Source organism: Pseudoalteromonas aliena SW19, assembly GCF_014905615.1.
Lineage (GTDB): Bacteria > Pseudomonadota > Gammaproteobacteria > Enterobacterales > Alteromonadaceae > Pseudoalteromonas > Pseudoalteromonas aliena.
Window position 1 is genome coordinate 1 of record NZ_AQGU01000023.1, and the last position, 23,762, is coordinate 23,762.

24 protein-coding genes, 2 tRNA genes and 1 rRNA gene are annotated in these 23,762 nt (G+C 38.4%); 13 read left to right on the forward strand and 14 right to left on the reverse strand.

All coding sequences use genetic code 11. The annotated features are described in order from the left end of the window. Positions 1-137: 137 nt before the first annotated feature. The 9 genes from rrf to PALI_RS04625 all read left to right on the forward strand — a co-directional run bounded on the left by rrf (position 138) and on the right by PALI_RS04625 (position 6,718). Positions 138-252: ribosomal RNA gene (rrf, locus tag PALI_RS04585) — 5S ribosomal RNA — on the forward strand. A gap of 443 nt (positions 253-695) precedes the next feature. Further along, complete coding sequence (locus PALI_RS04590) at positions 696-1,628, forward strand: CHAD domain-containing protein (protein ID WP_193155045.1); 933 nt, start codon at positions 696-698, stop codon at positions 1,626-1,628. A 25-nt stretch (positions 1,629-1,653) separates the two neighbouring features. Continuing rightward, positions 1,654-2,553 (forward strand): DUF350 domain-containing protein, encoded by a 900-nt coding sequence (locus PALI_RS04595; RefSeq protein ID WP_024589503.1) that lies wholly within the window; start codon positions 1,654-1,656, stop codon positions 2,551-2,553. A 3-nt stretch (positions 2,554-2,556) separates the two neighbouring features. Then, the gene (locus PALI_RS04600; RefSeq protein ID WP_193155046.1) at positions 2,557-4,278 is read left to right on the forward strand and encodes a polyamine aminopropyltransferase; all 1,722 of its coding nucleotides are present in this window, start codon (positions 2,557-2,559) and stop codon (positions 4,276-4,278) included. A gap of 78 nt (positions 4,279-4,356) precedes the next feature. Beyond that, positions 4,357-4,770: a YjfI family protein gene (locus PALI_RS04605; protein ID WP_004335098.1), complete on the forward strand. Its 414-nt coding sequence runs from the start codon at positions 4,357-4,359 to the stop codon at positions 4,768-4,770. 24 nt (positions 4,771-4,794) lie between these two features. After that, entirely contained in the window at positions 4,795-5,487 is a 693-nt protein-coding gene (locus PALI_RS04610) for a PspA/IM30 family protein (RefSeq protein WP_138586300.1), read from the forward strand. A 74-nt stretch (positions 5,488-5,561) separates the two neighbouring features. Beyond that, a complete protein-coding gene (locus PALI_RS04615; RefSeq protein ID WP_182703211.1) occupies positions 5,562-6,200 on the forward strand; it encodes a DUF4178 domain-containing protein in 639 nt (212 codons plus the stop codon). Continuing rightward, positions 6,197-6,517 carry a hypothetical protein gene (locus PALI_RS04620; protein ID WP_077536557.1) on the forward strand — a complete coding sequence of 107 codons (321 nt, stop codon included), beginning with the start codon at positions 6,197-6,199 and terminating at the stop codon, positions 6,515-6,517. The genes PALI_RS04615 and PALI_RS04620 overlap by 4 nt, the downstream gene beginning before the upstream one ends. 15 nt (positions 6,518-6,532) lie before the next feature. Beyond that, positions 6,533-6,718: a hypothetical protein gene (locus tag PALI_RS04625; RefSeq protein WP_193155047.1), complete on the forward strand. Its 186-nt coding sequence runs from the start codon at positions 6,533-6,535 to the stop codon at positions 6,716-6,718. A 27-nt stretch (positions 6,719-6,745) separates the two neighbouring features. Here the strand turns inward: PALI_RS04625 and PALI_RS04630 are convergent, their stop codons facing one another. The 5 genes from PALI_RS04630 to PALI_RS04650 all read right to left on the reverse strand — a co-directional run bounded on the left by PALI_RS04630 (position 6,746) and on the right by PALI_RS04650 (position 9,823). Next, positions 6,746-7,147 (reverse strand): hypothetical protein, encoded by a 402-nt coding sequence (locus tag PALI_RS04630; RefSeq protein WP_193155048.1) that lies wholly within the window; start codon positions 7,145-7,147, stop codon positions 6,746-6,748. Positions 7,148-7,157: 10 nt separating this feature from the next. Then, a complete protein-coding gene (locus PALI_RS04635; protein ID WP_182703213.1) occupies positions 7,158-7,670 on the reverse strand; it encodes a hypothetical protein in 513 nt (170 codons plus the stop codon). A 113-nt stretch (positions 7,671-7,783) separates the two neighbouring features. Further along, a complete protein-coding gene (locus PALI_RS04640; RefSeq protein WP_193155049.1) occupies positions 7,784-9,160 on the reverse strand; it encodes a class II fumarate hydratase in 1,377 nt (458 codons plus the stop codon). Positions 9,161-9,171: 11 nt separating this feature from the next. Then, positions 9,172-9,537: a hypothetical protein gene (locus PALI_RS04645; protein WP_226894491.1), complete on the reverse strand. Its 366-nt coding sequence runs from the start codon at positions 9,535-9,537 to the stop codon at positions 9,172-9,174. Between the two features lie 100 nt (positions 9,538-9,637). Continuing rightward, the gene (locus tag PALI_RS04650; protein WP_077536563.1) at positions 9,638-9,823 is read right to left on the reverse strand and encodes a hypothetical protein; all 186 of its coding nucleotides are present in this window, start codon (positions 9,821-9,823) and stop codon (positions 9,638-9,640) included. 401 nt (positions 9,824-10,224) lie between these two features. Between PALI_RS04650 and PALI_RS04655 the strand changes: the two genes are divergently transcribed. After that, a complete protein-coding gene (locus PALI_RS04655) occupies positions 10,225-10,815 on the forward strand; it encodes a DUF938 domain-containing protein (RefSeq protein ID WP_138586677.1) in 591 nt (196 codons plus the stop codon). On the opposite strand, the gene PALI_RS04660 is transcribed toward PALI_RS04655, so the two are convergent. From PALI_RS04660 to PALI_RS04675, 4 genes are all read right to left on the reverse strand, one after another. After that, on the reverse strand, positions 10,792-11,931 hold the full coding sequence (locus PALI_RS04660) for a GNAT family N-acetyltransferase (protein WP_193155050.1): 1,140 nt from the start codon (positions 11,929-11,931) through the stop codon (positions 10,792-10,794). The two genes, PALI_RS04655 and PALI_RS04660, sit on opposite strands and share 24 nt — an antisense overlap. 6 nt (positions 11,932-11,937) lie before the next feature. Then, complete coding sequence (locus PALI_RS04665; RefSeq protein WP_193155051.1) at positions 11,938-13,314, reverse strand: alpha/beta hydrolase; 1,377 nt, start codon at positions 13,312-13,314, stop codon at positions 11,938-11,940. Next, on the reverse strand, positions 13,304-16,027 hold the full coding sequence (locus PALI_RS04670; RefSeq protein WP_193155052.1) for an ATP-binding protein: 2,724 nt from the start codon (positions 16,025-16,027) through the stop codon (positions 13,304-13,306). Before PALI_RS04670 ends, PALI_RS04665 begins: the two co-directional genes overlap by 11 nt. 71 nt (positions 16,028-16,098) lie before the next feature. Continuing rightward, complete coding sequence (locus tag PALI_RS04675) at positions 16,099-16,554, reverse strand: Lrp/AsnC family transcriptional regulator (RefSeq protein ID WP_077536568.1); 456 nt, start codon at positions 16,552-16,554, stop codon at positions 16,099-16,101. A 131-nt stretch (positions 16,555-16,685) separates the two neighbouring features. Between PALI_RS04675 and PALI_RS04680 the strand changes: the two genes are divergently transcribed. Together PALI_RS04680 and PALI_RS04685 are read left to right on the forward strand one after the other, a co-directional pair. Then, entirely contained in the window at positions 16,686-17,855 is a 1,170-nt protein-coding gene (locus PALI_RS04680) for a PrnB family protein (protein WP_193155053.1), read from the forward strand. Position 17,856: 1 nt separating this feature from the next. Then, entirely contained in the window at positions 17,857-18,981 is a 1,125-nt protein-coding gene (locus tag PALI_RS04685; protein WP_193155054.1) for an aminotransferase class V-fold PLP-dependent enzyme, read from the forward strand. Here PALI_RS04685 and PALI_RS04690 read toward each other — a convergent pair. From PALI_RS04690 to PALI_RS04710, 5 genes are all read right to left on the reverse strand, one after another. Next, positions 18,965-19,453 (reverse strand): RNA-binding protein, encoded by a 489-nt coding sequence (locus PALI_RS04690; protein WP_193155055.1) that lies wholly within the window; start codon positions 19,451-19,453, stop codon positions 18,965-18,967. The two genes, PALI_RS04685 and PALI_RS04690, sit on opposite strands and share 17 nt — an antisense overlap. A 205-nt stretch (positions 19,454-19,658) precedes the next feature. Beyond that, a tRNA-Ser gene (locus PALI_RS04695) sits at positions 19,659-19,751 on the reverse strand. A gap of 51 nt (positions 19,752-19,802) precedes the next feature. After that, positions 19,803-19,893: transfer RNA gene (locus PALI_RS04700), tRNA-Ser, on the reverse strand. A gap of 221 nt (positions 19,894-20,114) precedes the next feature. Next, a complete protein-coding gene (locus PALI_RS04705) occupies positions 20,115-20,255 on the reverse strand; it encodes a hypothetical protein (RefSeq protein WP_167368311.1) in 141 nt (46 codons plus the stop codon). Positions 20,256-21,213: 958 nt separating this feature from the next. Continuing rightward, the gene (locus PALI_RS04710; RefSeq protein WP_193155056.1) at positions 21,214-22,143 is read right to left on the reverse strand and encodes a DMT family transporter; all 930 of its coding nucleotides are present in this window, start codon (positions 22,141-22,143) and stop codon (positions 21,214-21,216) included. 102 nt (positions 22,144-22,245) lie between these two features. Here PALI_RS04710 and PALI_RS04715 point away from each other — a divergent pair, with 102 nt between their 5' ends. Next, positions 22,246-23,688: an aminotransferase-like domain-containing protein gene (locus PALI_RS04715; protein WP_193155057.1), complete on the forward strand. Its 1,443-nt coding sequence runs from the start codon at positions 22,246-22,248 to the stop codon at positions 23,686-23,688. Positions 23,689-23,762 lie beyond the last annotated feature (74 nt).

Here is a 23,762-nt window from a genome sequence, read left to right on the forward strand (position 1 = left end):
AACGACTTAAAAAATATTATCAGATATTTTCCAAATTCAAGAGGTGACTCTTAGCGCGTAGCGTTAAAGTTGAGGCACCTTGCGCAAAGAAAATGGTAGCACTACGTGCTTGTCATTACTTCTTTGCACCATATTTGCTTGGTGACAATAGCGTTTTGGACCCACCTGACTCCATGCCGAACTCAGTAGTGAAACGAAACAGCGCCGATGATAGTGTAGCATTTGCTATGTGAAAGTAGGACATTACCAGGCTTCAAATTAAAGAAACCCGTTACAGCAATGTGACGGGTTTTTTGCTATCTGGGATTTAATAAATAGCCAAGAGCCCATGCTGAACTCAGTAGTGAAACAAAACAGCTCGAAGGCGAGCCCTAGCCAACGATAGTGTAGCATTTGCTATGTGAAAGTAGGACATTACCAGGCTTCAAATTGTAAAAAGTGAAATGCGTGCAATTAACATACACTCACTCAGCGCCGAACACGTAAGTTGAGCGAGGATATTAAAAGCACTCCACGTACCTCTATAAAGCTTTTGCTTCGATTCGAACCTCACGATATAGCTCAATATTTTTACTAAATTACACTTTGATTTCATAACCATTCGTTTCTTCTCATTTTGTTGCAATTTCATTGTTGGTTTAATAAGTGACCTGTGTAAAACTACCTGAGTTAATTTAGTAAATCAGGTGACATGAATGTCGAATATTAAAGCTTGGAAACTTATGAGCCTGTTTTGTTTGTTCGCAGTGCTTATGGGTTGTCAATCCAAAGAAGAGCAGCTGCAACAAACAATTCAAGAGTCTATTAAAAAGGTAGATACGGAGCTGTCTCAGCTTGGTACTGCCCTCGATAATGGAAGTGTACGCAATGCTGTGTTACTTAAAGAGTATGGCGAGCTTCTTAAAAAACAACAGCCAGAGCTTACAAAAGTTGTTGATGTAATTACCCTTGATGCAACCCGCCAAGGTGCACTTTATAGTGGCTTAACGCAGCGACTTAAAGATATTAAAGGAACTTACTTAATTCCTCCTTACGAAGATACGTTACATAGCATTGATTTGTTGCGTGATGCATCTAAACCTACGCTATTTTCTGATGCGTTAACCGATCCTATTAATATGCTCGCTGATATGTCGAAAGGCACCTTAGCGCGTGTAGGCGCAATTAGTAAGCAAGCTGAAGGTGAGGGTGTTGGTAACCAAATGGTAGGTAACCCTAACTATGGTAACTGGCAATCAAATAGCAATGGTATTAGCTTTTGGCAATGGTACGGAATGTACCGTATTTTAGGTGATGTATTTGACCGTGTTGAATATGGAAGCTGGAGTAAGCGCCGAAAGTATAGCTATTACAATGACTATGGCCGTTCGCGTTATTCAAGCCCTAAACAAATTAAAACCCAAAGCGCACTAGAAACACGCACGCGCCAAACATACCAACGCCAAGGTAAGCAGTTTACAAGCCCTTATGCGAGTAAAAAAACAGGAGCATCAGGTTTAAGCCGTAGTAGTTATACGCCAGCAAAAAGTCGCAGTAGTTATTCTCGTTCGAGCAGTTATAGCAATAGCTCAGGATCGGTGCGTGATAGCGGTAGCAGAACCTCTCGTGGCGTGAGCCGTGGTAAGTAAAAGAATAAAGTGGAGTTAGAATAATATGTATGAATTTAATGGAATAACTATGTGGTCACTGCAAGCGCTAGCGATTGATTTTGCAATTATTGTTTTATTGTTTGTAAGCCTTAAATATATAAAAGGCTGGGTTTCAAACTTACATGCAAATGATGAAATAACAGAGCGTGATAACTTTGCTTTTGGTATTAGTTTTGCCGCTGGCTTAGTGGCACTGGCGATTGTATTAACAGGTGTAAGTAGTGGTGCTTTTGCTGCAACACTGCAACAAGAAGCACTGCAAATGTTAGCTTACGGCGCATTAGCAATTGTACTTATTAAGTTGGGTCACTTCTTTCAAGATAAAGTAGCACTTCGTAAAGTAAGCCTGCACGACGAAATCGTTAAAGGTAACGTTACAGCTTCAATAATTGATTTTGGTCATGTTGTTAGCGTTGCTATCGTTATTCGCTCAGCTCTTTTATGGGTGGCTACTGACGGCTGGCATGGTCTTCCAATTGTAATTGCCGCCTTTATTATAGGTAGCGTTGTATTACTACTTGTTAGCCAGTATCGAGTACAGTTATTTAAGCGTACAAATAAAAGTGGCGACTGCCTACAACAAGCAATTGTAGATGGTAACTTAGCTGTAGGTATTCGTTACGCTGGATTTTTAGTAGGTAGTGCATTAGCTATTACTGCTGCAACAGGTGTTGCGCCATACGCTGCGGATAACATTAATGCGAGTTTACTATACTGGGCTATTAGCGCTGTTGTGAGCCTTGTCGCATTTATTATTTTGCACTTAGTGACAATTAAAATAATTTTATCTGGTTGCGATATTTCAGATGAAGTTAATCGTCAAAAAAATGTAGGTGTAGCTACTATTTCTGCAGCAGTATCATTTGCTGTAGGTATCACTATGGCAACCTTACTAGGCGCATAATCAGTGTCATCAACCACAACTAGCCCAAGTAAGTCTCGCTTACTTGGGCACGATATATTACTTATTACTGTTATGGCTGTGCTTGCTGGGTGCGGCCTTATTTATGAATACTTACTATCTCATTATGCTGGCCGTGTACTTGGCTCAGTAGAGAGTGCTATTTACGCCATGATTGGTACTATGATTGTAGCAATGGGCTTAGGCGCTTTTTTAGCGCGTTGGTTTAAAGACGCATTTACTGCTTTTGCTTGGCTAGAAAGCATTATAGCTCTGATTGGCATGGGCTGCATTTTAGCGATAGCGAGTGTAATAGCAGTTAGTTATTCTCTTCCTCATTTGTTTTCGAGTATTTTTAATTTACCCCCTGATGTTGTACTTAATGGTTACATATTTCAAAAACTTCAAGAGTGGTCACGTTTTCTACCCTATGTTTTTGGTTTAATACTGGGCTTATTTATTGGTATGGAAATACCACTTATAGCGCGTATTCGTCAGCATGTTTATGGTCGGTTTTTAGAAAACAACGCGGGGACTATTTATGGTGCCGATTATATTGGCGCTGGTATTGGTGCCGCCATTTGGGTAAGCATCATGCTCTCAATGCCTATAATGCAGGCTGCAGCGTGGACAGCGTTATTTAACATCATAGCAGGGCTCGCATTTTTATGGCGTTACCATACCCATGTACGCTTTGCTAAGGCGCTCTTAGTTTGCCATATAGCATTGTTGGCACTCTTTGGTTTTATTTTGGTATTTGGCAGTGGTTGGATGAACAATCTAAGCAATGTTTTATATAAAGATAAAGTAATTTACTCACAGGCAACTAAGTATCAGCACGTTGTTTTAACTGAGAGATTAAGCAAAAACCAACCTCAGCCAATCACCGATTTATATTTAAATGGGCGTTTGCAGTTCTCAAGTATTGATGAGCAAATATATCATTCAATGCTGGTTTACCCTGCAATGCTTGCCTCTAACAGACATGACCGTGTATTAATAATTGGTGGTGGTGATGGGCTTGCGCTTAGGGATGTTTTAAAATGGCCAGTGAGTGAAGTAACGCTAATAGATTTAGATGCGCAACTACTCAATTTATTCGGTCATAAAGACGGTGACTTTACGCCGCCAGAGCACATCAATAAGCGATTGCTACAGCTAAACAATAAATCGATGCATGACTCGCGAGCCAACATAATTGTAGGTGATGCATTTTTAGAAGTTGAAAAGTTACTTGATCAATCTCAGCAATTTGACACTATCTTAATTGATTTACCCGATCCTAATCATCCTGATCTAAATAAAATGTACAGTGACTATTTTTATAATCATGTACGGCAGTTATTAGCACCCGATGGTGCAATGGCGGTTCAATCGACTTCACCTTACCATGCTAAAAAAGCATTTTTAAGTATAGGTAAAACGGTCAAAGCCGCAGGGTTTGGCTATGTTGAACAATATCAGCAAAACATCCCTTCGTTTGGTCAGTGGGGCTGGACTATAGCCACTAAAATGGGTCAGTCGGCTAGTGGTCGAATTAATGATGTAGCTGTTATGCCAGTGCCATCAAGGTGGATCAGTAAAGAGTATTTATTAGCAAGTTTTGTATTTCCCAACCATTACTTTGAACAAGTTAAAAGTGTTGAGGTCAATAGGTTAGGCTCTGGTCAATTATATGATTATTACCGAACTGCATGGCAAATAGAAAGCGAATTGTATAAAAATTAAAAAACAAGGTTGACATAATATGTCGGCCGTGAGAATCTTAACTCAGACATAATATGTCAAACGACAAAAGGCAGAGACATGGAATTAAATGAACTTTCAATAAAATTAGCTTCTTTTGAAACTGAAGGTGCTAACTTTGAGTCTTTCTTGATTGCCAACCCTGGCGAGCAAGATGTTTTACAAGTCATTGTTGATGGAAATGATGAACTTCCAATTTTTGTTACACAAACACAAGAGCAGCTTTTATGTATTAGCTACTTGTTTGACGAAGATGAAGTTAAAAGTGAATTACGCAACGAGCTAAACGAAACATTACTACGTTTAAACGTGCCAATTCCACTGAGTGCATTTGCTAAAATCGATAACAAATACGCGATTTTTGGTGCACTGTCGGTAAATTCATCATTAGATGACGTTACCCACGAACTAGTGACATTAGCCGATAACGCTATCGATGCACTAGAAGCCGTGACCTTGTATTTAAACGATTAATAGCTAGTTAGTGGAGTTAAGATTATGAGTATTTTAAAAAAATTATTTACAGCAGTACGTGGCGGCGCTCGTGAAGCAGGCGAAGCAATTGTCGATGCAAATGGCATTCGTATTTTTGAGCAAGAAATTGCAGACGCGCAAAATGCGCTTCATCGTGCTAAAAAAAGCCTTACTGAAGTAATGGCTAAAGAAATGCAAACTAAGCGTAAAATTAGCGCTGTAGATGCATCGATCGCTGAACATGAAGCGTATGCAGGCCAAGCGCTTGAAAAGGGCAACGAAGCGTTAGCATTAGAAATTGCAGAAAAAATTGGTGACTTTGAAGCTGAAAAAGCTGAAAACGAGCAAGTGTTATCTGGCTTTAGCAACCATATCGTTGCGCTTAAGCAGCAAGTTAAAGATGCTGAAAAATCGATTAAAGAGAATCAGCGTCAGCTTACAATGGTTAAAACCACTGAAAGCGTACAGCAAGCAACAATGGCTGTTAACAGCACGCTTAATACAAACAGCTCGTCTATGACATCGGCTCGTCAATCGCTTGAACGCATTAAGCAGCGCCAACAAGATCGAAATGACCAGCTTGGTGCTGCAAAGCAACTTGAGTCAGACGTAAATGGCGATGACTTAAAAGCAAAAATGGCTGAAGCAGGCATTGGCGACACAAGTCCAAAAAGTGCTGATATTTTAGCTCGCATCAAAGCTAAGCAAAATAGCTAACCATTACGTTTATATTTTAAAAAGGTAACCGAGTTTTGCTCAGTTACCTTTTTTGCTTAGAGGGCAGCCTTCCTATGTTTAATTTTTTCAAATCTAAAAAAGAGCCAGAACGTCAGCTTAATCATCCGAGCGATCTTAAAAAAGGCGACATGTTTAGCGTTATCGATTCATTTGCTTATCCTGCATGGTTAAAAGGTGAAACGTTACGTGTTACTGGTATTCAGACTTACCAATATCAGCACAGTAGCGATACTGAATTTGTACTTGAGACAAACAGTGGACAAGTAGTATTTTTACAAATTGAGCAAGATGATGGTGAAGAGTGGGCTAACTTTTCTATTAAAATTCAGCGAAACGAAGTTGAAGAAATATTTAGTCTTGATGAGTTTGCGCGTATTTTTGATGAAGAGTCGTTAACCCACATTACAGTGCAAAATACACCAGAGCGCTTTATGCAGTTTTTAGCTAAAAGCTATCAACAAAGCGAGTCGCCTTATGTGTGTTATTTCCATAATAAAGATTACCGCAACCAAGCATTACCTCGCTATGAGCAAGAAGGTGGTGAGCCATGTGAAATGATTTGCTTAGCGTCAGATAACGAAGGTTTTGGTTTAAATATCGAGATTTGGGATGGCGGCGAAACCGAAGTATCGCTAACGCTAACGCGTCCAATGTCAGACATTGTAGACTTGTTTCCCGGAGATGCTAAGTGAGTGATGCTAAAGACAAGTGGTTACGTCAGGAACAAGCTGTGCGTGCCACGCAAATGGCATTTGATCTAAGCAGCGAAGTTCAAAAGCTGATAAAAAAGCAGGCAATTGATCAAGAACTCACGCCGTCAGATATGATCCGTAAAATACTTGGCTTAGATGTAAAGTCTAAAAAAACGCGCCAACGTTTATCGTTTAATCTAAATGATGATGAAATAGCGCAACTGGCGAGCCGCTTTGAAGTACAAAGTGATGATAAGCGAGCCGTAAAGCAACAAGTAGCTGACTTACTAATTGCTCACACTAAAAAAACTAAGTAGCTGCACTAGATTATTATGAATATAATTTTAATTGCCTACTTAATTATTTTTGCGCTGTTTGGTACTGCGGCGAGTTATTTTGCGCGTTACATTTATGCGTACTGGGTGCTAAAAACAATGCCTATGAAGTACATTATAAAAGCGGGTATTTGTGTGGTTATGGTGATTGTAATCTCAGCGTTAATTCCGTATTTAAGTTAACGCTGAGATTAAGTTATATGTAGTTTATTATTTTATATCAAACGATTGGCATTGCTGATTAATACACAGCGATTGTACTTGAAGTACAGGTAAGCAATCAGTTAAACCCTTTTCTTTGTTTTGTGTTTCTTCTTGCTGTGTTATTTGAGCCGCAATATTTTCAGCTTTTTCTTGTAAAGTATTAAGTGTTGAGTAAACAACATATTTACTTGGCCCGCCGCATGCTCTAGCACCCACTTCAAGCACTTTACACTGAAAACTAGCCGTACAACTGTTGTTTATAATACTGTTTAGTTCGCTATTTAAGCCCGCTAGATCTTGCTTTTGAACACTGCTTGATGGTGTAGTACTAACGCAGCCGCTCAGCAATAGCATGCTACTAGCAATACTCAAAATTGATAGATTAGCTGGCGATGGCAAACAACTCATAATGATATCCTTAAAATACACTTACCGCTGAGCCTTCAAGCTTAACACATTTATTTTCAACACACTGCGTACTAGGTGTGGTTAAATGTTGGCAAATGCTCATCATACCTTTTTGTGCATTATAGCTACTCTCAAGCTTAGTAATCTTTTCGCTAAGTGCTGTTACTTGTTTTTCAGATGCCGTTTTTACTGAGTAGACAGCAAAGCTACTAGGTCCACCGCATGCACGACTACCGACTGGGCTGACTCTACACTCCATGCTTGTATCACACTGCTTATCTGTAATTAGTGTATTTAACTCGGCTTTAGCCATTTTTATATCATCGATTGATATGTCTTTTAAATCAGCTGTGGGCAGTTTTTCAGCAACATTACTTTTTGTATTTTCTTGTAATTTTTGCACAGCAGGCATTGATGATTCAGTTTCTGGAGTCACTTTTGTTTGTTCTGTATCAGTAGGGGCTTTATCTAAGCACGCTGTTAAACAAAGTGGTAAAAGTATAGCTAACAATGAAGTACGCATTACAAACCTTGATAGTGATGAATTATTCATCACTATCATACACACTGCATTTTTGACGGCAATAAAAACTATATAATCAGATAATTAAAGCCGTATTTTAGATCCATAAAAAACTACAATCCGCCTTGTGTAAGTTTTGTTGGATTAAGTAGTTTTTCGAGTTCCTCGCGTGGTAAATCGGTTTCTTGCTCAGCTACATCAATAATAGGGCGGGCTTCTTTGTAAGCTTGCTTTGCTATTTTTGCCGCTTTTTCATAACCGATCACCGGATTAAGTGCTGTTACTAAAATTGGATTTTTTGCTAGGGCTTTGTCTATATTTGGCTGATTCACCTTAAAGCTGGCAATGGCTTTATCGCCCAACGCTTGCGCGCTATTGGCAAGTAATTCTATGCTTTGCAAAATATTATAAGCAATGACTGGCAGCATTACGTTTAATTCAAAATTACCGGCTTGCCCTGCTACGGTAATCGTGGCGTCGTTACCTATTACTTGTGCGCTTACCATTGCGGCAGCTTCTGGTATCACAGGATTAACTTTACCTGGCATAATAGATGAGCCCGGTTGGAGTGCTTCAAGCTCTATTTCACCTAAACCTGCAAGTGGACCTGAGTTCATCCAACGAAGGTCGTTCGCTATTTTCATTTGTGCTACAGCGAGTACTTTTAATTGCCCCGAAAGCGCTACTATGGCGTCTTGTGAGCCAATATTATAAAAAAAGTTACTGCTAGGCGTAAATCTAATACCTACATTGGCACTCAGATTTTCTGTAAATTTTGCTGCAAATTTAGGGTCCGCGTTTATACCGGTTCCCACTGCTGTGCCGCCTTGTGCTAACTCGCAAACATGCTCTAAACTATGTCGTATTCCTGCCGCAGCATGATTAATTTGTGATTGCCATGCACTTAGTGTTTGATCAAACGTAACAGGCATTGCATCCATTAAATGCGTACGGCCCGTTTTAACTATATGGCCTACTTCAGCTTTTTTCTTTTCTAGGCTTTGCGATAAGTTTTCAAGCGAAGGAAGTAACTCATACACTACATTTATCGCACTACTGAGTGCGATAGCAGTAGGGACTACATCGTTAGAGCTTTGCCCCATATTTACATCATCGTTAGGGTGAATGCTCTCATTACCTAATCGGCTAGCAAGCGTTGCAATAACTTCGTTGGCGTTCATATTTGAACTTGTACCTGAGCCTGTTTGAAAAATATCAACGGGGAAGTGCTCAACATGATCGCCATCAATAATACTTTGGCATGCTTGCTCAATCGCATGTGCTTTGGCTTTATTTAGGTGTCCAAGTTCGCAGTTACTTTGTGCGGCTGCTTGTTTTATATAAGCCAGTGCGGTTATAAATTGCTTAGGCATAGAAAGGCCACTAATCGCAAAGTTATTAACGGCTCGTTGTGTTTGTGCCTGGTAGAGGGCATTAATAGGTACTTGTAATTCGCCCATGCTGTCTGCTTCTACTCTAAAATTACTCATAAATGCGCTCCTTAAAAAGGGTTAAATTCGTGACTAAGAATACGAGCTTCACGCTCAAGTATTAAAAATTTTGCCGTGTTGTTATGAACTTTATAAAACCGCTTTAATGCCAACAGTGGTTTGTATAACTGATTCAAGCATTGTTTTCGAATAGCATTGTGTATAAGAGGGTCGCACATTTTGTTCATAATTTCATGATGTGTACGCCTAAGATAAAGCTCTTGGAGCAAAGGGTTATGCTGTCGTTCAAAATTTTTGGCTACGTTAAGGGCGGTTTCTATATAATCGGCAACGAGCATAGGTGCATGTAGGCCAGGTCTCAAGCAATGACAAGAGAGTTCTTGATGGTAACGATATTGCGTATGTTTTAAAGACATAAAAAAACCGACTCAACTTAACGATAATAGTTATCATTACATTTTATCGGTTTCTGTGTAAATAGTTATTCTAAAATTATTTATGGTACTAAGCGGAGCCTTAATTGTAGCCAAGAATAAATATTTGGTCTGTTTCATGTTTTGTCATCGTCTTTTGATTATGTTTGGGGTGCGAAAGCAAATCGATTACGGTAGCTCTCATATCAGCGGATTCACGATGTTCGTTGATGTTTTTTTCTGCTATAGCAACAGCTGCGTCTACAGCTGTATAAGGTGGAGTGTGCATAATAATTATCCTCTTGATTAAACTCTTAATTAACCCTATTTAGCCTGAACTTTGGATAATAAATCTATCTCAAGCAGCTATTTTCAGCGCTAACTACGTTGAATTTACTTGCAATAGGCCAGCTATTGACGCGTAAGTTCGCCTTGTTTTCACTGAAAACCTCTGGCTAGAGAAAAATAAATTTAAATATTATTAGGATTCAATATATTAGTAAATATCTTAACCAGAGTTCAGGTTATTTAGGATTGATATAACTAAAGCATAATGCATACCACCGCCTTTAATTTATTATAGTTCTATGAATTTAATAGCTTTTATAGATATTCTATAAAACTTTAATTACCCAATATTATCAATTTGCGATATTGTTGTGCAATATGCTTCTCATTTGGTGCAAAGTAATGACAAAACCTTTCTCGCAAGCTTGCGAAAATAATAAAACTCCTATTTTAGACGTGCTTACCAAGGTACTTAACAAAACTAAACGATTACTTGAGATAGGTTCCGGTACGGGTCAGCATAGTGTGTTTTTTGCAGAGCAACTCCCCCATTTACACTGGCAAGCTAGTGATAGAGAAGTTAACCACGAAGGTATAAATTTGTGGCATAGCGAGGTTAGCTTAGTTAATTTGCATGCGCCGTTGCCTCTTGATTTAAACTATGACTGGCCGGTTGATAAAGTGGATGCAGTGTATACTGCTAATACCTTTCACATTGTTAGTTGGGAATTAGTTGAACTGTTTTTTAAAGGTGTGGAGCGCCATTTAGAAAGCCAAGGCATGGTATGTATTTATGGTCCATTTAAATACCAAGGTCAGTTTACTAGTTCGAGTAATGAAGAATTTAATCGCTTTTTACTTGAGCGTGATCCATTGAGTGGTATTCGTGATTTCGAAGCGGTCGAAAAATTAGCAAAGCAAGCAGGGCTCGAGCTTATTAGCGATACGGCCATGCCTGCAAATAATCAGTTACTTGTTTTTAAACGGCAGTAATGAGCTACATTGCTCTTTATATATATCAATATGGCGGCGTTCACGTTTTAAATAGTCGCTTATTGCATTACTAAAGTCGCCATCAACAATATGGTGAGCCGAGTAGGTGAGTACGGGTTCAAAGCCGCGTGCTATTTTGTGCTCACCTTGTGCACCTGAATGAAAACAGCTCAGTTTATTTTTTATGGCGAACTCAATACCTTGGTAGTAACATAGCTCAAAGTGCAGCGAATCTACCTCCTCGCTTGCTCCCCAATAGCGTCCGTAAAGCGTATTTTCACCTACTAAACTAAGCGTTGCAGCAATCACGTTATCGTCTTTTTTGGCTAGCATAACAACGAGATTATTAGCCATTAATGCATGTAAAAGCGTAAAAAATTCCATGTTTAAATAGCCCAAATGACCAGAGCGCTTTAAATAGGTACGTTGATAAAACTCACAAAACAGTTGCATTATCTCGGGCGTAATTTGCCCCCCTTGCAGCCATTCAATAGCGATATTCTGTTGCGCTATTTTGGCTCGCTCTTTTTTAAGTGATTTACGTTTTCGTGAGCTAAGAATTTGTAAAAAGTCGTCGAAGGTTTCAAAGTTTTTATTAAACCACTGAAACTGCACACCCACTCTTAACATGGCGTGTGGCTCAGTTAATGATGTCGCTTGATCTTGGTCGCAAAAGTTAACATGCCAGCCAGACCAACCTTGTTGAGCACTGTGTATGCTCAGTTGCTCAGTTATATATTGGCACACAATACTTGGATTCGCATGCTCGATAGCAATACGCTTTCCTTCAATAGGGCTAAATGGAATACCGCAGAGCCACTTAGGGTAGTATCGTAGACCATGTTGCTCATAGGCTTCTGCCCATGCCCAATCAAACACATACTCGCCATATGAATGGCTTTTTAAGTACCCGGGTGCGAGTGCAATTAGTGTGTCACCTTCAAAAATAGCCAAGTGATGGGGTTGCCAACCGCTTTGTTGTGTTACGCATTGGCTTTGCTCTAGGGCATATAAAAATGCATGTTGAGTAAATGGCTCATCGCCAAATAAACGTTGCCATTGCGCCTGATCAATCTCATTAATACTGCTAAACCATTGGTGCGAAAACGTTCCCATGACTACTTACCTTGTAGTTGTTTTGAGCTGTTCTACGTTTTTAATAAACGTATTAATTTGCATTTTAAGCTCGGTAAAATGAGGATTATAAGTTAAGCGTTGTAAAGCCGGATAGCGTTTTAAGTTAGCGCTAGTACGTTCTCCTAATTGCGGGCTTTTAGTCGTTTTACATGTTTTATACAGCGACTCATCGTTAATAAAACTGCCGCAATTACGATAAGTTGCGTCAATTCCGTAATGTGGATTTTGTGGCGAGTTAACAACAGCAATATGCGACATACCATGAATATTTTTACATTGCGGTGTTGTACATTGTGGATTTTTTACAGTGTAGTCACTAGCAAAGTTGACTGGTAAAATATCGGTATTGCCATAAAGCACTAAAGTATCGAGTGGCTTATATTTTTTTGAATTACCTTTGTGTAGTACGCTCAAGAGTTTTAGCGTGGCACGCGTATCTATTGTTGTATCAATATCGCTAAGTACACTAAAAATAGGTAATTTAAGTGCAGGGCGCTTGTTTAAGCTACTAACACTTGCAAGTGACATTGCATCATATGAGGCCGCTGCTGCATTTAAAGGAAATGACTCATACTTAGCAAAATCTACATCAGCATCTTTGTCTATCCAATTGACAAAAGGGATTGCATCAATCCATTTTGCAAGCCAACCACGCTTGTTATGCGGCTCAGTTGCCGGAGAATAAAACATAAGTGCTTTGATTTTAGGTGATAAGGATTGCTTGGTTGCGTAATCAATAAGTAAAGCCGCGCCCGTAGAGTAACCAGCGAGTATCACCTCATCAAAGTCTTGTATTGAGCGTTTAATACCGTATTTTATCGCTTGTTGCCATTGGTTAACCTCTATATTTAGTAAAGCGCTTGCGGCACTACCATGTCCGGGTAATAAAATAGTGCGCACAGTATAGCCTTGCTGATAATACACCTGCGCTAAATCGTGGTACGTAAATGGAGAGTCAGTAAGGCCATGAATTAATAATGCAACTTTATTGCTGTTTGGGTGAGTGAGCTCAAAAGGAGCAATGAGATCTGCAATAGCAGGGCGTGGTTTGCGTTTACCTTGTGTAACTAATTGCTGATAAGTAGCTGTAATAACCGAGCATGGCATAGATGCGCGAGGGTTGGCTTTATTGATATGTTGATGCGCGTAACCCAAGTAATCTTTGAATGGTAAAAGGGCTTTATAGTTAAAGTGCTGGTGGTTGTGCTCATTTTCAAAACGTAATAAACCTTGTTGCTTACTTTTTGTTATAAAATTAAAGTCGCTCGCCTGTGATGTACAGTTCTGAGCGACAACAATATGAGAAAAAACACCTAAGACAAAACTAAATAATACCTTTAAAATTAAAACACTATTGTTCATTTACGACTGCATATTGGGTAAGACACTCACTAAGCTTACTGAGTTCAAGTGGTTTTGCAAGATGTTGATTAAACCCAACTGCTTGTGCATGTGCTTTGTCCTCTGGCATAACATCAGCGGTTAAGGCAATGATAGGGAGTTCTTTATCTGTTTTAAATTGTCTGATCAGCGCTGTGGCTCTATACCCATCCATGACAGGCATTTGGCAATCCATTAGGACTAAATCAAAGTTTTGCTGTTTAATTATATCAACAGCCATTTCTCCATTTTCAACAAGGTGTGGAACTATTCCTAACGAACTGAGCATGGCTTTAATGACCATTTGATTAACAGGGTTGTCTTCAGCAACAAGAATTTTTAAAGAGGCAATATTAATATTGGTGTTTTCAACCACTGGCGGGGCTTGTGGTGCGGTGGTAGCCAGCTCTATAGAGAGCGTAAATGTAGAGCCTTTATTTAACTCGCTTTGTAGTGTTATTTCGGCGTTCATAAGTTGGCTTAGCTCTTTTGCTATTGTTAATCCGAGGCCTGTACCGCCAAACTGTCTTGAAGTAGAGCTATCGGCTTGAGTAAATGCATTAAAGAGGTTTTTATGTTGGCTTTCTTTTATTCCAATGCCGGTATCGATAACCGAAATAGTGAGTTGAGTTTTATTGGATGCACTAAGTTTAGCTTCTATATTGACAGTAACACTCCCCTTACTTGTAAACTTAATCGCATTACTACATAAGTTAAGTAGTATTTGCTCTATTCGCATGGAATCGCCTATAAACCATACGTTCCCTTGCAAGCTAGAGTTAATTTTCCAGTCAATCCCTTTGTTGCTCGCGCTTTGTTCAAACATATTATTTATACGCTGTATCAGTGCATTAAAATCAAATGGTATATATTCAATAACTAAGCGTTGCGACTCTATTTTTGATATATCGAGGATATCGTTAATCAAACCCAATAAGCTTTTGGATGATGAGTTTATTTTATCTAAATAACCAATAAGGGTCGTCGCGCTATCGTCTTTGCGAGCAAGCGAAGAAAAGCCAATCACTGCATTTAATGGAGTACGAATTTCGTGACTCATATTAGCTAAAAACTGACTTTTAGCTTGATTAGCTAAATCGGATTGTTTTTTTGCTTGCGCGAGTGAATGAGTGCGCTCTGTCACTTGGCGAGTAAGTTCAATTTGCTGTTGATTGAATAAAAACAGCACCATTAAAATGAGTGAGCATACTGCCACTTGGAGAACAAGCAACAGTAAAGTAAATTGGTTATTATGCTGTGCTAAAAAACTTTCTTTAAGCGCTAGTTTTACAATCCATTGTTGCCCACCAAAATTAATGTTGAAGGACATGATCCTACTACCTTTAGCTTGGTCTAAGTTTTCAGCATAGTTATTATAAAAAGGAGGCTTGTTTATATCTTCATAGATATCAATTGAAAACATTTCAGACTGTTGTTTGGAAATAGCCTGTTCAATAATACTGTGTATCAAAAATACACCAGTGGCATAGCCTTTGACTGTTTCTCTATTTTCATTTTGAGAGTAAACAGGTGTGAATAACAAATAGGTTGGACCTGATACTTTGCTTTGCGTTAGCAGTTGAATTATTTTAGTGCCTACAGGTAAGTGACCTGTGTTTGACTTAAGTAATGGCCCCTTTAAATCTGAATTTGAAAGAATGTTGAAGCCAATAACTTTTTGATTACCACTAAAAGGAGCTATGTATTTTACAATAATAAGGGGATCATCTTTTTCAAGAGGCTCACCAACAATCTCAATACTGGAATGGTAAATACTGGATATTTCTTTGATAAAATCTTGATGCTTATTCTGTGGTATTTTTTCATTCCAAGATAATGTTTTTATAAATGAGTGCTGCTCAAGAAGTTGATCTGCGTATGAATAGAAGTCTTGTTGGCTCAATGTAGAAGATGATTGAACTTGGCTTGCTAAGCTCTGCACTGCAATAATACTTCGGTTTGTGTATCTATAAAGGCTGTTTTCTATGACGTGTACTTCACGCTCGGCAATTTTTATCGTGTTTTTACGATTTTCTTGCTCGTATAATTGCGTTGTTACTGCCACCGATATAAACAACACTGAACACACTGCGATTGTTGGAAGGGCTGAAATACTATGTTGATTTGATTTTAGTGGTAATAGCGAGAGTAAGGAAGGGGTTGCTATCAATACCCCTAAAGTATCTCCAAGCCACCAATAAATAACATTTTGCCAGTGATTATCAACGCTATAAGCCGAATTAAACTGGCTCAATGCGAATACGCCTAAATTGGCTGAAATTAAGCTAACTAAGATAGCGACAACTACAATAAAGTAGACAATATTTTTACGTTTTTTAAAGTGCAGTGGATGCCCAAGCCAGCACTTTAACAATGCTGCACCTACTATCGCCTGTATTACAACACCAAAGGCAATATACATAGCCTCATTAAATGAGCTTCCTATAAGCACCATTTCGTGAAGTGAGCTATCAAAAATATTCAAATTAAACGCCATTGCAGCTATAAATAAAGGTGGAATGAAGCGCCACCACCATATATAACAACCTACTAAAGCAATGCCTGCAGGTAACCAAATAGGAATTGTTTGCGAGTTAAATGCGAGTTTAGTGAGTGTAATGCCTACAAAAAAGTAAGCTAAAACAAAAAGTGTGTAGAAAATGATAGAGTGGTATTTAGAGTTAAAGTTTTTCACATAAGTCCCAAGCAGTTTTTATTTTTATTTTATAGTTCAGTATAGCTAACAGTAAGTTATTTGGGGAGTTTTTATAAAGGCAGTTGCTTTTTACTAAATGACTGCTTGAGCACCACTGTTGATTCTATATTCGCAATGTAACTTAAACCGCCTAATTGGTGTTTTACAAACTGTTCATAGCTTTCTAGATCGTGTGCAATGATTTTTAATAGATAATCGTAACTACCTGATATTACACAGCACTCTAATACGTGGGGGAGCTTTTCTACGTGTTGTTCAAATTGCTCTGCTGCACTGACTGAGTTTTGGCTTAAGCGTACAAACGCATACACCAATACATTTAGATTAAGGGCCTTTGGGTCAAGAGCTGCATGATAACCAATAATGACTTTTTCTTGTTCAAGCTTTTTTATACGCCTCAGACACGGAGTATCAGAAAGGCTAATCCGACTCGCCAAATCTGAAATTGATATCCGAGCTTGTGATTGCAAGGCGACAAGTAATTGTTGATCTTTTTTATCTAACACAGATGGATTCTTATTAATTATTTTTATATCAGTAGTGATTATTGCTAAGTTTACTTGGTTTTACTAATTTTTTTGGTGCTTTACCCTAATTGAACTCTGTTAGCATTTAATAAAAATAGCAGAGAATAATAATGAATACACATACAGCTATATTCGATCAATGGATAAGAACAAGGTTTGCAGCTATAAATAGCGAGCTAGAGCAGCTTTATTGGCAACAGAGCGACAAAGCCAATGTGGAAGGTATTGGGGATGCTTTAAAGCAACAATTAAAAAATGAAGGCAATGCATTAATTAGTAATTTACTAGCTGAAGGAAATACCGACCAAGGCTTTGATAGTGCTTTTGACTTACTTGGTAATGTAGGGTTGTTTATGGCAGCGTGTCGGCGTCATGAAATTACCGAACCAAGCAGAGAAATAACGTCACCCTTAATAGAGGCCTCTGCGCTGGCAATGCATATAGGTGCCTCTATTGGTGTAACCCCTCGTTTTGCGACTGCTCATTTAACGACTCATAACAAAGCGCTTAATGGCGTTTATAAACGCTTTACCAATTTACCCGATGAAAAGTTATTTCTTGATTATAATACTCAAGGTATTTTGGCCTATAAGCGAGCAAGCGATGCATTATTGAAAATATTGCCATTAGGGATCTCACACCCCTTGTGTGGTGAATTATTAAAAGTGGCAAAGCATGCACTTAACGCTGTCATTGAATCAAATAATGCACTGTATAATCAGCTCGATACCGAGCGGTTTTTTAATTGTGTACGTCCTTATTATAAGCCATATCGTGTTGGAAAAGAGGTATACAGAGGTGCAAATGCGGGAGATTTTGCCGGAATTAACGTGATTGATATGCTGCTTGGGCTTTGCAGTGCAAATGAACCAAGTTACTCGCAAATGCTGGTGGATAAGTTTTTATATATGATGCCGGAAGATCAGCAAATATTGCGAGAGGCCATGCGCATGCAAAGCTTTATGGATGATTTTTTACAAGCTGAGCAGCATAAAAACTCAGACTGGTTTAAAACGCATGCAAAATTATTTATACAAGTATGCAAATTGCATGGCGACACAGCCATTGGTCATCACAATCAGCTAGTCGAAAAATTTATTGCTCAGCCCTCAAAAAATATGCAACAGCAGCATATGAGCAAGGTAACAGCAAGTGGTCCGCCGCTTCATGTATTACTTGATTCGCTCGAAAAATTAAGAGATAGGCGATCCAGCGCAAAACGTGATGATATGAAAACACGCTTTGATGATCTCAACACACTTAAACAGTGGATTAAATAACATGCTCAAAAATGACTTTTGTATGGCTAATGGCTGCTACTTATTAAACCATTCTGTAGGGCGTCCGCTTAAAAATACACAACAATATTTAGCTGAGCATTATTTTTTACCATGGGAGAGTTCAAATAAAGAGCCTTGGCAGCAATGGTTGTCAGCGGTTGAGCAATTTACTACCGCACTTAGTCAATTATTTAATACGCCTAGCTCACTGTTTTGTCCTCAGGTGAATTTATCTAGCGGCTTAACAAAGTTGCTTATGTCACATTCTCGACTGCAACAAAAAAATTGCAAAGTACTGATGGCGCAAAGTGATTTTCCTAGTATGGGCTTTGTTATGCAAAATGCACTGCCAGCATGCACGCAAATTATATTTATACCTGAGCATGAAGATTTAAGTGATATTAATGTTTGGTCGCGATATTTAACTGCCGACATCGATTTAGTTTTTATAAGTCATGTATATTCAAATACTGGTGTGCAAGCGCCTGTGCACGAAGTTGTGGCACAAAGTAAATTAGTGAATAGCTTATCTATTATTGATGTTGCTCAATCTGCAGGTGTTATACCGCTTGATTTAAGTGCACTTGATGCTGACTTTATGATTGGCTCAAGCGTTAAATGGTTATGTGGAGGTCCAGGGGCTGCCTATTTATGGGTTAACAAAAACCAACTCGAGTGTTGCAAGCCTAAAGATGTGGGGTGGTTTTCGCATCAAAATCCATTTGAGTTTGATATACACCATTTTGAGTATAACAGCAGTGCACTCAAATTTTGGGGAGGAACCCCTTCGGTTGCCCCTTATATTATTGCTGCTAATAGCATTAATTACTTTGCAAAATTGGGCGTTGAAAAAATAAGAGCGCATAATTTTGCAATGGTCACACTTATTCACGAACAACTCGGTGAGTTTGTCTTTTCGCCAATATCGATTGAAAAGTGCAGTGGTACTGTGATTTTAGACTTTAAGGGAGATCAAGACATTGTGTTTCAGGCACTAGTTAACAAAGGTATAAGTGTTGATGTGCGTAAATATGGAATTCGGGTGTCACCACACATATATAATACAATAGATGACATGCTCTTATTTATCCTAACTGTAAAACAAGCTATTAAGGGCGTTGATTAAGTTGTAATTTTTGCTGCGTTAGAAACTTAATTTGTTGTTGCGCCTGTTGAATTACAGGCTCGTAAGATTGCTTTAAGGACGTTATTTTAGTGGCAATTGCATCCGCAATAGATGAAGCGCCCAAGCGGTTTGCTTTATCTTGTGTCATATAGTTTATTTGTTGTTTTTTATCATTATATTCTTTTTCATATTGTTTAATAGAGAGTTTAAGATTTGCTATTTTACGATCAATTTTCTGAATTTTTAAATAATCATCTACAGATACACCCACTGTTTTATTATCTGGCACTTTCGTGCTATTTGTTTGCGTTATATTAGGCGCTTTAAGTGTAATTGCTTTTGCATTTTTAGCGCACGGAGTTTGACTAAATGTAGGTATGCCTTTAATAACACACTTATAAACAATAATGTCTTCAGCAAGGCAGCTAAATGTGATGGTTAAGCAAAGTGATAACAGTATGGCTTTAATCATAGTTAAACCTAAATTGGCTTAAAGTTAGACCAATGATGCACTACGCAATTGATTTTCACAATTTGTTTGAGTAAATGTGAGGGCGAAGGGTTAGAAATCTCAGAGAAGAGGTTTTTGGTTATACACTTTATGGTTAGCCTTCTGAGGGATTTTTATGACAAATTTAGGCATAAAAAAACCACAATTAAGTGGTTTAAATTAAGTATGGTGGAGAGGGAGGGATTCGAACCCTCGATAGAGCTACAAACTCTATACTCCCTTAGCAGGGGAGCTCCTTCGGCCACTCGGACACCTCTCCAACGCATAACCGTTTGTATTGATGGAGATAAAAAAGCCACCAATTAAAATATGGTGGAGAGATAGGGATTTGAACCCTAGATGGGCTATAAACCCATGCCGGTTTTCAAGACCGGTGCATTCGACCACTCTGCCATCTCTCCGTGACGCAGAATAATACTTAGGTGACACCCTCGTGTAAATAGCAAAAACGACTGTTTGCTTAAAATTCGTACTTAAATGAGGTTTTTTTTTAAAATAAGGTGAAATTGAGGTTATTTTTAAAGAAATAAATAGGTTGCAGCAAACGGAGGGAACTAAAGAAGATGCTTCATTTAGTGGTTGGGTGTTTGCTGCACCGTATAAATAATCATGGTTGAGGTGATTATTTATATTGAACTGCACCGCCAAGTGCTAGTTTTTTACCAAAACGGTTAAGTCTAGCTAACATTTTTGCTTTACGGTTAGTTGGTTTAACTGCAATGTGAGTTGCCACTGTTTGGTTTAATGTATTAATTGGGTTCATTATCTTGCTCCGGGTTGTGTCTGTTGAAAACGAGTGCATTTTGCGCGTTTTCTGATTAAAAATACAACGACAAAAATTAGGGTTGAAGCATTAGTTATACTAATGCGATTTTTATTTTGTTGTTATTATTTTTATTTCTATTTTTATTTAAATGAATAAGAATCTATCTAGATAATTATTTTAATTTATATATTTCAGTTATTTAAGTGTTTTTGCTTCTCTTTTATGCATTTAAGTAATGGTTTTTTGAATTTTTATTCAGATTAAAATATTTTGCATGAAGTTTGTTTTTGGTACTTTTTTATTATGTGGTTAAATAAAAAATATTTATAGTTATTAATTTAAGTGTAAAAAATATAAAAATAATTAGATTTTATTAGGGTCTACTTATCTTTTGAGGTTGAATTTACAGCAGTGTATTTGGTTTTAGGCAGGCTAGCGTCTATGGGGTGTAAGTATACCAGTTTTATTAAAAACATGATCATTCTAGCGTATTAACTCACTAACTAAGATTGGAATTATTAAAATAAAACAAATGCTTACCATTACTTTTGCTTTGTAGTTGAGCTGTGTTATTAACGTTATAATAGATCACTAATTTAATACAATTGGTATTATTCTCTATAAAACAGGTGCAAGGGAGAGGTGCTAAATAACCTGAACTTTGGATAATAAATCTATCTCGAGCAGCTATTTTCAGCGCTAACTACGTTGAATTTACTTGCAATAGGCCCGCTATTGACGCGTAAGTTCGCCTTGTTTTCACTGAAAATCTCTGGCTAGAGAAAAATAAATTTAAATATCATTATGATTCAATATATTAGTAAATATCTTAACCAGAGTTCAGGTTAAATACGTTTTAGCTAAATTGATGATTCGAAATATCCACTTTATCAGTTAATAAAAAAGCGCCTACTATAAAGTAGGCGCTTTTGCGTTAGTTGCGTTAATTACGCGTCTAACTGGGGACGGAACCTGCTTTAGCAGTGGATCTATTTGCTAAAAAGGTATTAATTCGTTTTGTAGGGGTAAGTACAATGGCATTGCCCAGTAGTACTAAGCTAAATCCTGCAAATGCATTTGCATGCCATTCAAAGCCCTCAAAAAAGCTACTAAGTGTGACAGCAACCAATGGAAATAAAACAATAACGTAGCTGGCTTTTTCAGGACCTATATTTCTTAGTAGGGCAAAGTAACAGCCAAAAGCGATTACGGTGCCAAATACCGATAAATAAAGTAATGACAACCAGTAACTAGTCGGTGCGTTTAAACTAAATTGCACGTCATTTATTAATACATATAAAGCTAATCCAATAGCGCTATATAACATGCCCCATGCATTGCCTTGCAATACACCAATTTGTTTTTGAGAATTGCGCACGCTTACCATATTTCCTAATGAAGCCACAAAGGTGCCACCAAGAGCAAGTAGTAACCCGACCAACGCACCGTTACTCAAGTCGAACTGCTGTAGTTGTGGCCAAAATAAGCATGTAATGCCTAAAACAGCCAATACAGCACCAGTATAAATTCGTTTTGAAATTGGTTTACCAAAAAATAATCGAGTGTTAACTATGTTCATAACGAGTAGCATTGAAAAAGCGATAGAGGTCATTGCTGATGAGAGGTAATTTTGTGCCCAGTACAGTAGTAAGTAATTTAAGCCAAAGTTGCAAATAGCTAATAAAGCGAAAAAACCATGATCCACTAATGAAAAACGCATAATGGGTTTTTTGTACGCGACATATAACCACATTAAAAGTGCTGCAATAGCAAAGCGATAAAATAACGACAACTCTACCGCAATATCACCTAACTGAAACTCAATGGCTAACCAAGTAGAACCCCAAATTAGAACGGTAGTAATGTATAGCGCTGCACTTTTCATGGTTGATCTCCAAAGCTCAATTGAATGGCTATTTTAAGACCTATCTGTATACTTACCATAAACAGAAAAGTATAAATGCAACCTATACAGATTTGGTGCGTGATGATAAGACAAAAAAATAGCCAAGGGCACGAGTTTTTATATCAGCAAGTTATTCAGTTGATTAGAGATATGAGTGCTCAGCAAGTTTTACTCCCAGGCGAAAAACTTCCATCGCTACGTAAAATGGCAGACAACTTAAATATAAGTATCCCTACAGTAAAGCAGGCGTACCAAGTACTTGAAGATCAGGGGCTAATAGCGGCGCGTGAAAAATCTGGATACTTTTTGAAAGTAGTCACTATGGCGCACAACCTACCTAAACGGGTTAAATTAAGTCGCGAGCCAGTCGTTGTAAATAAACAAGCATTAATAGAACAGGTCTACAGTGCGATTCATCAGGCCAACGTAGTCCCTTTTGGCATTGCTAATCCAATTGCAGCTGCGCCCACTGATAAAGCACTTGCCAGAAATATGCGCAGAGTAATGACTCTTGCTGGAAGTAAGGCCATAAACTATGGGCCAACAGATGGCTTTGTACCGCTGAAAAAACAGCTGGTGTATCGCTATTTAGATTTTGGTATTGGCGTTAATATGGACGAGCTAGTGATCACTAATGGCGCGCAAGAAGCCATGGCTATCGCGCTAAAGTGCGTGACACAGCCAGGTGATATAGTGGCCATAGAAACGCCCTGTTATCATGGGATCATAGAGCTAATCGAAAGCTTAGGCCTTAAAGCGCTCGAAATACCACTGTGCCCAGATAATGGCATTTGGTTAAGCGATTTGGAACGCGCTTTAAATGAGCATAATATTAAAGCGTGTTTATTCTCGACAGCAATTAGTAACCCTGTAGGCAGCTTTATGCCAGATACAAACAGGCAGCAGTTGGTGGAGTTACTAGAAAGCCAAAACGTAGTGCTGATAGAAGATGATGTATATGGTGATTTATATTTCACGGCAAAGCGAGGCACACCTGCAATAGCTTACTCCAAAAAAGGATTAGTGATCAGTTGCTCATCTTTTTCTAAAACGGCAGCGCCAAGCTATCGTGTTGGTTGGCTAATTGCTGGTAAATTTGCAACACAAGCACGGCGATATAAAAGAGCATTAAGCTGCTCTGCTTCATTAATAAATCAATGGACCCTATCAGAATTTGTTGCCAGCGGGGAGTACGACCGAAACTTAAAAGTACTTAGGCAACGCCTGCGCGACAACAAAGAGCGTATGCGGTGGTGTTTACAACAAGTCATGCCGCAAAATACGCGTATAAGCGATCCACAGGGAGGCTGCGTTATTTGGCTCGATTTAGGGGGCGAGTACGATAGTCAAAAATTATTTTTACTTGCGTTAGAAGTGGGTATTAGTATTACACCAGGGCTTATTTTTTCGGCCTCGAATAAATATAAAAGCTGCATCAGATTAAGCTATGGTGTGCAATGGGGTGAGCAAATTGAACAAGCGATAGTTACGCTGGGCAAGCTTACCTTACTAGCTAAAAAGTAATATTGTAGAACACAAAAAAGCAGCATTTAAGTAAACTTAAGTGCTGCCAAAGGGATGTTAAATAACGTAGGTTG